Source organism: Pandoraea oxalativorans, assembly GCF_000972785.3.
GTDB lineage: Bacteria > Pseudomonadota > Gammaproteobacteria > Burkholderiales > Burkholderiaceae > Pandoraea > Pandoraea oxalativorans.
In genome coordinates this window covers 961,368-974,004 of the sequence record NZ_CP011253.3, presented here as the reverse complement: position 1 = coordinate 974,004, position 12,637 = coordinate 961,368, and the positions used below count along the sequence as shown (strand labels likewise).

Sequence of the window (12,637 nt, the reverse complement as noted above, 5' to 3'; positions counted from 1 at the left end):
TTGCGGGGGGAGCGGCACGATGGCCACCGGCACGCTGCCGGGTGTCCCCCCGGCGAGCGCCGGCGGCTTCAGTGCGTATTGAGGATGATGTGTTTCGATGCTGCGGATTTGGCGCCTGCGTCAGCCGCCGCGTCCGTTGCAGCGACGGCAGGCGTCGTGGACGCGATGATGCCGCCCCCCAGACACACCTCGCCGTCGTACAGCACGGCGGACTGACCCGGCGTCACGGCCCATTGCGCGTCCGAGAACGACAACGTGAGACCACCGCCGTCGGCACGCACGACTTCGCAGGCGGCGTCTGCCTGACGGTAGCGGGTCTTCGCACCGCAGCGCGTGCCTTCGGCTGGTGCCACGCCTGCGACCCACGAGAGGTCCTCGGCATCGAGCGTGTCCGAGAGCAGCCACGGATGATCGTGACCCTGCACGACATACAGCGTGTTGCTGGCCATGTCCTTGCGCGCAACGAACCAGGGCTCACCCGAACCGTCGCGGCTGCCGCCCAGACCGATACCCTTGCGCTGACCCAGCGTGTAGAAGGCCAGCCCCACGTGCTCGCCGACGATCGTGCCGTCCGGTGTCTTCATCGGCCCCGGTTGGGTGGGCAGATAGCGATTGAGGAAGTCGCGGAACGGACGTTCCCCGATGAAGCAGATCCCCGTCGAATCCTTCTTCTTCGCGTTCGGCAGGCCGATCTGTGCGGCGATTTCGCGCACCTTCGTCTTCGGCATTTCGCCGAGCGGGAACATCGTGCGAGAGAGCTGCTGCTGGTTCAGACGGTGCAGGAAGTAGCTCTGATCTTTGGTGTGATCGAACGCCTTGAGCAGTTCGAAGCGACCATCGCGCTCGCGCACGCGGGCGTAGTGGCCGGTGGCGATGGTCTCGCCGCCCAGCGCCACCGCGTGATCGAGGAATGCCTTGAACTTGATCTCGGCGTTGCACAGCACGTCCGGGTTCGGCGTGCGACCGGCCGAGTATTCGCGCAGAAATTCCGCAAAGACGCGGTCCTTGTATTCGGCGGCGAAGTTCACGGCTTCGACGTCGATGCCGATCAGATCGGCGACCGACACCACGTCGATCCAGTCCTGCCGGGTCGAACAGTACTCGCTATCGTCATCGTCTTCCCAGTTCTTCATGAACAGGCCGACGACGTCGTAGCCTTGTTGTTTGAGCAGCCATGCCGTGACCGACGAATCGACGCCGCCCGACATGCCCACGACTACGCGTTTTTGACTCATGTGTTGCCTTGCCCGCCGGTCAGTGCCGGATAGGTCTGAAGTATGCCGAGGTCGTACCGAACGCCTCGCAGGTAATCGTCCATGCACTGCTCGAGAATGGGCGAGCGGTGCCGTGCCCGCTGCGCGCGTACCTCCTCCGGCGTGAGCCAGAGTGTGCCGACGATGCCGTCGTCGAGCGTACGCGTCGCATCGAACTCGCCCAACGTGCCGCTGAAGGTGAAGCGCAGATAGGCGATGTCCTCGGGCCCGGGCGCGAGATAAATGCCGAGCAGGTGCTGCGGCTCGAATCTATGCGCGGTCTCTTCCAGCACCTCACGGCGCACGGCGTCGAGAATCGACTCGCCCGGTTCCAGATGACCGGCCGGTTGGTTAATCAGCAGACCGGCACGCTTTTGCTCTTCGACAAACAGAAAACGGCCGTCACGTTCGACGACCGCTGCAACCGTCACGTTGGGCTTCCAGCGTGCATTCATGGCACATCCTTGCGGGACGCGGGGACGAGAGACCCCGATAAAAGCGACATTTTACCGTCTGACGGGGTTTGGCGCTGAAGACGGGGCAGTTTCACGACCGACCGTCCGGTCGGCAAGTTCTGCGCAGATCCCCTCACATTCATTACCGATAGTTAGTATTGATATGCCAATCCATGCAATAGGCGCATTTGTAATCTTCGGGTAAGCTTCGAGCACCAGCAATGTGCAGTTGCAGTACCGCGTCACCGGTTTGTGCAGTAGTTCGAATGCAGTGGTTTGTGCAGGACTAATGTCATCAGCGGCGAAACAGGTAACGCGCCTGCCCCGGCAGCGTGTGCGCTGCGGCTCCTTGGTTTATGGCCGCTGATGAGATCAGTTCACAAACCCAAGGAGATACGCAATGAAAATCGGCATTCCCGCCGAAACGCTTTCCGGCGAATCCCGTGTCGCGGCCACGCCCGAGACGGTGAAGAAGCTGGTCGCGTCAGGACACCAGATCGTGATCGGCCGCGGCGCCGGAGACGCGGCCAGCGTGCCCGACGCCGCCTTCGAAGCGGCCGGGGCCACCCTCGGCAGCGCCGCCGACGCGCTCGGCGCAGAACTCGTCCTCAAGGTACGCGCCCCCTCCCTCGAAGAACTTGCCCAGATGTCGCGCGGCAGTGTGGTCGTCGGCATGCTCAATCCGTTCGATGCCGAGAACAATGCGCGCATGGCCGCCGCCGGCGTCACCGCCTTCGCGCTCGAAGCCGCGCCGCGCACTACACGCGCCCAAAGCATGGACGTGCTGTCCTCGCAGGCCAACATCGCCGGTTACAAGGCGGTGATGCTTGCTGCGAACCTCTATCAACGCTTCATGCCGATGCTGATGACGGCCGCCGGTACGGTGAAGGCCGCGCGTCTGGTCGTGCTCGGTGCCGGTGTCGCGGGCCTGCAGGCCATTGCGACGGCCAAACGTCTGGGTGCAGTGATCGAAGCGTCGGACGTGCGTCCGGCGGTACGTGAGCAGATCGAATCGCTCGGCGCGAAGTTCATCGACGTGCCGTTCGAGACGGACGAAGAGCGCGAGATCGCAAAGGGCGTGGGTGGCTATGCACGTCCGATGCCCGCTGCCTGGCTCGCTCGTCAGGCACAACTGGTACACACGCGTCTGACGCAGGCCGACATCGTCATCTCCACCGCCCTGATTCCGGGCCGCGCTGCGCCGACGCTCATCAGCGAAGACACCGTCAAGGCCATGAAGCCCGGTTCGGTGATCATCGATCTGGCGGCCGGACGCGGTGCCAACGGCGGCGGCAACTGCCCGCTGTCGGTGGCCGACGAAGTCGTCAAAGTCCACGGCGTCACCATCGCGGGGTACACCAACCTCGCCGGTATGGTGGCCGCAGATGCCTCTGCGCTTTACGCACGTAACGTGCTGGACTTCCTCAAGCTCGTCATCGACAAGGAAGGTCAGTTCGTCATCGATACCAACGACGACATCGTCAGCGCGTGCCTGATGTGCCGCGACGGTCAAGTGCTGCGTGCGGCTTAAGGGGAGGCTCTGCCATGGAATTGATTAATCACACGGTGATCAACCTGATCATCTTCGTGCTGGCGGTGTACGTCGGCTATCACGTGGTGTGGAACGTCACACCGGCACTGCACACGCCGCTCATGGCGGTGACCAATGCGATCTCGGCCATCGTGATCGTGGGCGCCATGCTCGCCGCCGGTCTCACTGAGGGCAACCTCGGCAAGACGATGGGGGTCGTGGCGGTGGCGCTCGCAGCGGTGAACGTGTTCGGGGGCTTCCTCGTCACGCAGCGCATGCTGGAGATGTTCAAGAAAAAGGATAAGGCCCCTGCAAAGGCGGCCAACGACGAATCGGCAGCAAAGGGAGCGCACTGACATGAGCATGAATCTTGTGACGCTGCTGTATCTGGTCGCGTCGATCTGTTTCATTCAGGCGCTCAAGGGCCTGTCGAATCCGAAGATGGCGCGGCGCGGCAACGCGTTCGGCATGATCGGCATGGCGATTGCGGCCGTCACCACGATTGCGCTGATCTACGAGTTGCGTCGTCTGATGGGTGGCAACTACTCGGGACTCGCGCTGATCCTCGCAGGTCTCGTAGTCGGCGGCGGCGTCGGTGCCTTCGTCGCCCGCAAGGTCGAGATGACGAAGATGCCGGAACTCGTGGCCGCCATGCACTCGCTGATCGGTCTGGCGGCGGTGTGTATCGCTGTTGCGGCCGTGGCAGAGCCTGCGGCATTCGGTATCGTGCCTGCCGGTGAGACCTTGCTGCCGCCGGGTAACCGTATCGAGTTGTTCATCGGCACGTTCGTCGGTGCGATCACGTTCTCGGGGTCGGTCATCGCATTCGGCAAGCTTTCGGGCAAGTACAAGTTCCGTCTGTTCCAGGGCGCGCCGGTCCAGTTCACCGGACAGCACACGATCAACCTGCTGCTCGCCATCGCGATGCTCGGCTTCGGCGTCATCTTCTTCCTGTCGCAAAGCTGGCTGCCGTTCATTCTGATGACGGCAATCGCGTTCGTGCTCGGCGTGCTCATCATCATCCCGATTGGCGGTGCAGACATGCCGGTCGTGGTCTCGATGCTGAACTCGTACTCGGGCTGGGCGGCGGCGGGCATCGGCTTCTCGTTGAACAATCCGATGCTGATCATCGCCGGTTCGCTGGTCGGCTCGTCGGGCGCGATTCTGTCGTACATCATGTGTAAGGCCATGAACCGCTCGTTCTTCAACGTGATTCTCGGCGGCTTCGGCGCAACGCCGGGCACGAGTGCGGCGGGCGGCGAACAGCAGCAGCGTCCGGTGAAGTCCGGCTCGCCCGACGACGCCGCGTTCCTCATGAGCAACGCCGAATCGCTGGTGATCGTGCCGGGCTACGGTCTGGCGGTCGCCCGCGCGCAGCACGCGCTCAAGGAACTGACCGACAAGCTCTCGGAGAAAGGCGTGAGCGTGCGCTACGCGATTCACCCGGTCGCGGGCCGTATGCCGGGTCACATGAACGTGCTGCTCGCAGAAGCCGAGGTGCCGTACGATCAGGTGCTGGAGATGGACGAGATCAACGGCGAATTCGGCCAGACCGACGTGGTGCTGGTGCTCGGCGCGAACGACGTGGTGAACCCCGCCGCGAAGAACGACCCGGGCTCGCCGATTGCCGGGATGCCGATCATCGAGGCTTACAAAGCCAAGACGATCATCGTCAACAAGCGTTCGATGGCCGCCGGTTATGCCGGGCTCGATAACGAACTCTTCTATCTCGACAAGACGATGATGGTCTTCGGCGATGCGAAGAAGGTGATCGAGGAGATGGTGAAAGCGGTCGAGTAAGTCGGACCGTTTCGCTGGATCTTTGCGCGGGGCTGCACGCCGACATCGGGTGCAGCCCCGCGCTACAATGCGCGCTCGATCCACGCAATAGGGCGCCGCCGCGCGCGAAAGAGTCCCACATCATGTCGCTAGGCATCGTCGCCGCCCTTCACGAAGAAATCGCCGATCTGCTCGCAGAGATGGCCCCCGGGGCGCACGTCGAACACATCGGCATGCGCGACTATCACGTGGGCAAGCTGCACGGCCACGACTGCGTCATCGTGCTCGCCCGCATCGGCAAAGTGGCGGCGGCCGCCACCACGGCTGCGCTGATCCATCGCTTCGACGTGCGGGAAATCGTCTTCACCGGCGTGGCGGGCGGACTCGCGCACGGGCTGTCGGTGGGCGACGTCGTCATCGCCGACACGCTCACGCAGCACGACATGGACGCCAGTCCTCTCTTCCCCCGCTTCGAAATCCCGTTGCTCGGACGCGCTGCGTTCGACGCCGAAGCCTCACTGCGCGACGCCCTCGCGCAGGCCGCACGCGACTGGCTTGCCGACGAGATGGCCGCGCAGGTGAGCGCTGCGCTGCGCGCCGAATTGCGGATGTCTGCGCCGCGCGTGCACGTCGGGCAGATCGCCAGCGGCGACCGCTTCGTTTCCAGCGCCAACGAAGTCACACTGCTGCGCGGCACGCTGCCGCAAGCCCTTGCCGTCGAGATGGAAGGGGCGGCGGTCGCACAGGTCTGCCATGAGTACGGCGTTCCGTTCGCTGTCATGAGAACGCTTTCCGATGCGGCCGACGACACGGCGCACGTCGATTTCCCGCGCTTTCTGCGCGAGGTCGCGAGCCACTACTCTCACGGTATTCTTCGTCGCTTCCTGAGCAAGCGTTCGGCGCCATCCACCTAGGCGCACCCAGCCCCCACCGTCCATCCCCGTTTGGACATTCCAGCGGGCGATCTCGACACCCCGCATCGGCCTCCTTCCGGACAATGTCCCCTTGTCCATTGTGCGGAGGAGACACCCCAATGAATGCAGACGGTCATCGCGCGCTATCTGCGCCACCCATGCCTTGCGCGTCCTCAGCGCAGACTGCCTATCCAAGCACGCCCATCCTCGCACCGCTCTACCGGACGCTCGGTTGGGCGGACGTCGTCAACCTCCGGGCGCTCAACCCGAAGTGCAATCCGACGAAGGCCGCCGTGATGCGCGCTGCCGAACATCCCGACAGCACGTTCGGACGCGAGATCGAGGCGTGCATGGGCAAGACGGTCGTCGGCGAGCCCGCGCGCACTGCGGGACAGGCCATTGCGCTTCGCCGACTCGCCGTCCTGGAAGATCACGAGGTCACGCTGGACGCCCTCAGAGACACGGGCCTGCCGACGGACCTCGCCGTCGATCTGCTGCGGCGCCTGCTGCCGCGCCCCACCGGCTGGACGCTCTTCGAGCGTATCGCTGGCACCCCGGACCTGGAAACATGGGCGCAATCCGTGCTCTCGCGCGACTCGGAAACGCATGTCGCCGACGACATCCTGACGCTGCGCATTCTGCAAGCCTTCGGACACGACATCGCGCTGCCCTGGTCGTTCGACACGACCAATAAGTGGGTGTACTTCTACAGCGCAGGCGCCGACCCGACCAGCGTTCTGTCACGGATGATCGACATCGCGACACTGGATCGCCCCGCGTGCTACGCGACGCGCGACGTCTGCCGTAAGGCCTATCAGGCCATCGCGTACTGCCATTACGGTGCGGGCGGGCAAATCTGGCCGCATTGGGAAGCAACGCACGACGTATGGAAGATTCATCCGGACCCGCGCGAACACGGGATCGTCGACGACATCCTGAGCCACAACGCGATCACTTGCGACACCGAACGGTGGCTCAGGGACGTCACGGTCGTCGGTGGGCTGGATGTGCGGGACTATTCACCGCGCACCGGTCCGGATTACGAGAGCGATCTGTCCGATCCGGAAAACGTGACATGCGATCCCCGCCGCCACCGTATCGCGCCGAGCGATCTGCGCGAACGTCGTGCCGTGCTCACAGCTGTGGCCGCTCGGCGACGCGCCGCACAGCGCGCCGCCTTGCCGCCCCCACCGGCACCGCCCTCGCCCACGTTGCAATCGTCGGGCGAGCGCCCCCGCTCCGCACCGCCGTCAACCTCCCACGCAGGCGGGGACGACGAGGGTGACGGCAACGGCAACGCGGGCTGAAGCCGCCGTCCGGACAAAACAAAAGACCGGCCACTGGCCGGTCTTTTTCATGACGCTGGACGTCGAGGCGCTAACACTTACTCAGTTGCGTCGCGCCCGCCATCCGTCTTGCCCTCGCCGTCGCCTGCGCGCTTGCGCACGGAGCCAGCGATCAGATCGAAACGGAACAAGCGGCATTCCAGCGCACCGTTGTACAGCGGCGTACGACGCGATTCGCGCAACCGCATCTGTCCCGGCAGGCTCATGTCGGCCGTGAGCAGAAACGCGCTCCAGCCGGTGAAGCGTTGCTTGAGCACGTCGCCGAAGGCACGGAAGAACTCGGCGTCGACGCCGTCCGGCTGATTGCGCTGGAAGCCGCCGCGATTGCCTTGCACGTCCGGCGAATAACCGTCGTCGGCGTCGCGCGGGGCACGACGGCCGCGCACTTCGATACGCTCACCGTACGGCGGATTGGCGACGATGATCCCCGGACGATCCACCGGCGGCGACATATCGCGCGCATCCACCTGCTTGAGGCCGATGTCGCCCACACCGGCGCGCTCCAGATTGGCGCGCGACTTGACCAGCATGTCGCCGGAAATGTCGCTACCGAAGATGCTCTCGGGCACGCCGCGCACGCGGGCGTCGCGCTGCGCTTCGTCCGCCTGCACCTTGAGCGCCTGCCAGGCGGCGATGTCGTAACCCTTGAGCTTCTCGAAGCCGAAGCGACGGCCTGCGCCCGCCGGAACACCCAGTGCGATCTGCGCGGCCTCCGCGAGGAACGTGCCGCTGCCGCACATCGGGTCGTACAGCACCATGTCGGCAGCCGTATCGGTGCGCCAGCCCGCCAGTCGCAGAATGCCCGCCGCGAGGTTTTCGCGCAGGGGCGCTGCGCCCTTGTCCAGACGCCAGCCGCGCTTGAACAGCGGCTCACCGGAGGTATCGAGGTAGAGCGTGGCGTCGGTCGCGGTCAGGAAGGCGAACACGCGCACGTCGGGCTGCATGGTGTCGATATTCGGACGCGCACCGGACTTCTCGCGCAGACGGTCGCACACGGCGTCCTTCACACGCAGCGTGACGAATTCGAGGCTACGCACCGGCGCCTTGATACCGGTGACGTCCACCCGCAGCGTCTGCTGATAGCCGAACCAGTCTTCCCAACGCTGACGCAGGGCGAATTCGTAGATGTCCTGTTCGGTGCGATAGCCCTGCTGCGCGACGCGCAGCAGCACACGGCTCGCGATGCGCGAATGCAGGTTCGCTGCCATGCCTGCGGCCCACGGACCGGCGAAATGCACACCGCCGGGCACCTGTTTGCCCACCGAAATCGGGGCGAGACGCCCCATTTCTGCGAGTTCAGCGGCCAGCGCCTCTTCCAGTCCACGGGGACAGGGCGCGAAGAATTCGAAGGAAGCCATGTAGATGCGTGCGACCGGCGCGCGAAGCGTCGGCGGAGGGAATAAACCGCTATTGTACGCGCGCCGAACCGGCGGACGTCAGCGGCGCGCCGCCGGGGCAGGAGATGGGCATTGGTCGCGACGTCGACAATCGCCTTCGACACGCCGCTGTCCATCAGGATACGCCCGAAACCGCCACCGGCACCCACCACCAGCGTGATCGTGGCAATCGGCGCCAGACACTCGTTGGTGAACTTCAGAATCTGGTCGCGATTGAAGCCGCGTTGCTTGCCGAACGTGAAGAAGCTCACGAGCGTGGCGATGAGCAGCGCCATCACCGAGTTGCCGATCAGGCGCAGGAAGTCGTTCGCGAACGTCTTCGGTGCGAAGAACAGGTCGGCCCAGCTACCGATGAGCATCAGAATGACCGGCAGCAAGATCGTGAACAGCGTGATGCCGAAGCCAGGCAGCTTGTCCATCGGACGGTCGGCTTCGACGAACTGGGCGAGCAGCGGGTTATCCGGATTGGGCACCACGTGACGCGCCATCAGCTTGGCGAAGAGGGGACCGGCAATCGCGGCCGTCGGAATGCCGACGATCAGCGCGTACATGATGGTGTGGCCGATGTCCGCGTTGTAGGCGGTCACCGCCAGCAGCGCGGCCGGGTGCGGCGGGATCAGGCCGTGCACGACCGACAGACCGGCGACCATCGGAATGCCCACGAGCACCATCGACGTGCCGGTGCGCTTGGCGACGTTGAACGCAATCGGAATCAGCAGCACGAAACCGACTTCGAAGAACACCGGCAGACCGACGATGAACGCGATCACGACCATCGCCCAATGCACGTTCTTCTCACCGAAGAAGCCGATGAGCGTGCGCGCAATGCGCTCCGCACCACCCGACTCGGCCATCATTTTGCCGAGCATCGTGCCAAGCCCCACCACGAGCGCAATGTGTCCCAGCGTGTTGCCCACGCCCGTCTCGAATGCCTTGACAATGCCGCCCATCGGCATCCCCACCCCCAGCCCGAGCACGAGCGAGACGACGATCAGCGTGATGAACGGATTCAGTTTGAAACGCGCGATCAGCAGAATCAGCGCGATTACCGCGATAAGCGCGTATACCAGCAGCAAGTTGCCTTGCACCGCGACCATGGGGGGTCTCCTCGTTTGGCTAGATGGGCGGATGCCCGTTTATTGAAATCCTGTTATTCGGTAACACCGGCGATGTTCTGCCGTCGATGCGAGTTGTTACAGATGCGAGAGTCGACGCGGCGGTTGCGGCAGCAGCGCCGCTTCAGGCATTGATTCAGGCACGCGGCAGCGCGCTCGCCGCGCGGGCCAGACGCGTGATACCGTCCCAGTCCTTCGCGTCGACCAGCGCCTTGGGCGTGAGCCACGAGCCGCCCACACACACCACGTTCGGCTGCGCCAGATACGACGGTGCCGACTCCGCGCTGATGCCGCCCGTCGGGCAAAAACGCACCTCGCGGAACGGGCCGTAGAGCGCCTTGAGCATCGGCACACCGCCCGAGGGTTCAGCCGGGAAGAACTTCACCGTCTCGTAACCGTCCGCGAGCGCGGCCAGAATGTCCGAGGGCGTCACCACGCCCGGCAGCAGCGGCAGACCGGCTGCCTTGGCGGCCGCGCCCAGCGCCGGCGTGTAACCCGGCGACACGCCGAAGCGCGCACCGGCGGCCACGGCCTGCGCCATCTCTGCGGGACGCGTGAGCGTGCCCACGCCAACGATCAACTCGTCCGACAGTCCGGCCACATGGCGAATGACGTCCATCGCCGCCGGGGTGCGCAGCGTGATTTCGAGCACGCGCACGCCGCCCGCAAGCAATGCACGCGAGACCTGCTCGCCCTGCTCGACGTTGTCGAACTGGAGCACCGGAACCACGGGGCCGGCACGAACGATGTCATTGATGTTCATTACGTTTTCCTTGAATGCAGTGACGTAGTGCCCGTCACTCGGTACCGAAGAACACGGAAGCGCCCGATTCCGCCGCCCCTACGGACGCACGCATGTGCCCGAAGAGCAGACGGCCAGTGTCGTCGCCCGACGCGTCGACCGGCGCGATCTCGCGCTCGGCCCAGACTTGCGGCGACACTTCGGCGTGCAGCATGCCGGTGTTGGCGTCGAGCACGATCGGATCGCCGTCGCGCACCCGTGCCAGCGGACCACCGCCAGCCGCTTCGGGCGACACGTGAATCACCGCGGGCACCTTGCCCGACGCGCCGGACATCCGGCCGTCCGTCACCAGCGCCACGGCGAACCCCTCGTCCTGCAACACACCGAGCAGCGGCGTGAGGCGATGCAGCTCGGGCATGCCATTGGCGCGCGGCCCCTGGCCACGCAACACGACGACCACGTCGCGACGCAGCTCGCCTGCATCGAACGCGGCCTGGACCGCTTCCTGCGAAGTAAATACGCGTGCCGTTGCGGCCACGCGCCGATGTTCCGGCTTGACCGCCGACACCTTGATGACGCCACGCCCCAGATTGCCGTGCATGAGCCGCAGTCCGCCATCGGGGGCGAACGGCTCGGCATGGCCGCGCAAGACGTCACGATCACCACTGTAGGCGCTCCCTGCGCGCCACGCCAGCCCTTCGGGCGACAACCATGGCTCGGCGCGGTAGCGCGAGAGACCGGGACCGGCGACGGTCTTCACATCGTCGTGCAACAGGCCCGCGTCGAGCAGTTCGCCGATCAGGAACCCCATGCCGCCCGCGGCGTGGAAATGGTTCACGTCGGCTTTGCCGTTCGGATACACACGCGCCATGAGCGGCACGATGGCCGACAGCGCGTCGAAATCGTCCCAGTCGATGACGACGCCCGCCGCACGGGCCATCGCCACGAGGTGCAGGGTGTGATTGGTCGAGCCACCCGTGGCCAACAGGCCGACGATGCCGTTGACGACGGCGCGCTCGTCGACCACGTGGCCGATCGGGGTGTAGTCGGGGGTGTGCGCGCCGATGGCCAGCACGCGCGCGAGCGCCGCGTCGGTGAGCGCATCGCGCAGGGGCGTGTGCGGGTGCACGAAGGCCGCGCCCGGCAGATGCAGGCCCATGATTTCCATGAGCAACTGGTTGCTGTTGGCCGTGCCGTAGAACGTGCACGTGCCCGCGCCGTGATACGCCTGCGATTCGGCTTCGAGCAGCGCGTCGCGGCCCACTTTGCCGGTGGCGTACAACTGGCGGATCTTGGCCTTCTCGTCGTTCGACAGGCCGCTCGCCATCGGGCCAGCGGGCACGAAAATCGTCGGCAGATGACCGAACTGCAAGGCCCCGATCACCAGCCCCGGCACGATCTTGTCGCACACGCCGAGCATCAGCGCGGCATCGAACATGTTGTGCGACAGGGCGACGGCCGTGCTCATGGCGATGATTTCGCGCGAGAACAGCGACAGTTCCATGCCCGCATTGCCTTGCGTCACGCCGTCGCACATGGCGGGCACGCCGCCAGCCACCTGCGCTGTCGCCCCCAGCTTACGGGCGGCTTCACGTAGACGCGCCGGGTACTGCTCGTACGGCTGATGCGCCGAGAGCATGTCGTTGTAGGCCGTCACGATGCCCACGTTCGGGCGACGCTGCTCGCGCAGAATCAGCTTGTCGTTGGCGGGCATGGCGGCGAAACCGTGCGCCAGGTTCGCGCAGGACAGCGCGCCGCGCTGCGGAAAGCGACCGGCGCTCGCGTCGATGCGGGCCAGATACGCGGCGCGCGTGTCGCGGCTACGCGCGGCAATGCGCGCCGTGACAGCCATTACGGTCGGGTGCAGGGGCTTCTTTTGCTCGGACATCATGTCGTAGGACTGGACTTGCGATGCACCCGGAGCAGGTGCGATTGGGAGCGGAGTTTAGTAGAAATTCTACATCCCATCAATCCAAAGCCATCGACAGTCAGGGTTTTACCCAGTAACATCCGATACTTACGCCAGATTTTGTCGGGTCAAGAAATTTCACTCCACAATGTGAAATCTCGTATTTTTGTAGTTTTTGTACATTTCGTTCATGATT

The 12,637-nt window shown here is 64.9% G+C and carries 10 protein-coding genes and 1 pseudogene; 5 read left to right on the top strand and 6 right to left on the bottom strand.

The window, feature by feature from the left end; all coding sequences use genetic code 11:
* Positions 1-68: 68 nt before the first annotated feature.
* Complete coding sequence (gene mnmA, locus MB84_RS04440) at positions 69-1,235, bottom strand: tRNA 2-thiouridine(34) synthase MnmA (RefSeq protein WP_046290906.1); 1,167 nt, start codon at positions 1,233-1,235, stop codon at positions 69-71.
* Positions 1,232-1,708 carry an NUDIX hydrolase gene (locus tag MB84_RS04435; RefSeq protein ID WP_046290905.1) on the bottom strand — a complete coding sequence of 159 codons (477 nt, stop codon included), beginning with the start codon at positions 1,706-1,708 and terminating at the stop codon, positions 1,232-1,234. The genes mnmA and MB84_RS04435 overlap by 4 nt, the downstream gene beginning before the upstream one ends.
* 400 nt (positions 1,709-2,108) lie before the next feature.
* On the opposite strand from MB84_RS04435, the gene MB84_RS04430 reads away from it, so the two are divergent.
* The 5 genes from MB84_RS04430 (at position 2,109) to MB84_RS04410 (ending at position 7,239) form a co-directional block, all read left to right on the top strand.
* Entirely contained in the window at positions 2,109-3,239 is a 1,131-nt protein-coding gene (locus MB84_RS04430) for a Re/Si-specific NAD(P)(+) transhydrogenase subunit alpha (protein WP_046290904.1), read from the top strand.
* A gap of 14 nt (positions 3,240-3,253) precedes the next feature.
* Positions 3,254-3,595: an NAD(P) transhydrogenase subunit alpha part 2 gene (locus MB84_RS04425; protein WP_039399633.1), complete on the top strand. Its 342-nt coding sequence runs from the start codon at positions 3,254-3,256 to the stop codon at positions 3,593-3,595.
* A 1-nt stretch (position 3,596) separates the two neighbouring features.
* Positions 3,597-5,039 (top strand): NAD(P)(+) transhydrogenase (Re/Si-specific) subunit beta, encoded by a 1,443-nt coding sequence (locus MB84_RS04420; RefSeq protein ID WP_046290903.1) that lies wholly within the window; start codon positions 3,597-3,599, stop codon positions 5,037-5,039.
* Between the two features lie 122 nt (positions 5,040-5,161).
* The gene (locus MB84_RS04415) at positions 5,162-5,932 is read left to right on the top strand and encodes a 5'-methylthioadenosine/adenosylhomocysteine nucleosidase (RefSeq protein ID WP_046290902.1); all 771 of its coding nucleotides are present in this window, start codon (positions 5,162-5,164) and stop codon (positions 5,930-5,932) included.
* A gap of 119 nt (positions 5,933-6,051) precedes the next feature.
* Positions 6,052-7,239, top strand: coding sequence for a hypothetical protein (locus MB84_RS04410; protein ID WP_046290901.1), 1,188 nt, complete (start codon positions 6,052-6,054; stop codon positions 7,237-7,239).
* Positions 7,240-7,316: 77 nt separating this feature from the next.
* Here MB84_RS04410 and MB84_RS04405 read toward each other — a convergent pair whose 3' ends face one another.
* From MB84_RS04405 to edd, 4 genes and pseudogenes are all read right to left on the bottom strand, one after another.
* Positions 7,317-8,636: a THUMP domain-containing class I SAM-dependent RNA methyltransferase gene (locus tag MB84_RS04405; RefSeq protein ID WP_046290900.1), complete on the bottom strand. Its 1,320-nt coding sequence runs from the start codon at positions 8,634-8,636 to the stop codon at positions 7,317-7,319.
* A gap of 95 nt (positions 8,637-8,731) precedes the next feature.
* Positions 8,732-9,772, bottom strand: a pseudogene (locus tag MB84_RS04400) (GntT/GntP/DsdX family permease); the annotation flags it as partial.
* A 154-nt stretch (positions 9,773-9,926) separates the two neighbouring features.
* Positions 9,927-10,553 carry a bifunctional 4-hydroxy-2-oxoglutarate aldolase/2-dehydro-3-deoxy-phosphogluconate aldolase gene (gene eda, locus MB84_RS04395; RefSeq protein ID WP_046290899.1) on the bottom strand — a complete coding sequence of 209 codons (627 nt, stop codon included), beginning with the start codon at positions 10,551-10,553 and terminating at the stop codon, positions 9,927-9,929.
* 34 nt (positions 10,554-10,587) lie between these two features.
* On the bottom strand, positions 10,588-12,420 hold the full coding sequence (gene edd / locus MB84_RS04390) for a phosphogluconate dehydratase (RefSeq protein WP_046293402.1): 1,833 nt from the start codon (positions 12,418-12,420) through the stop codon (positions 10,588-10,590).
* Positions 12,421-12,637 lie beyond the last annotated feature (217 nt).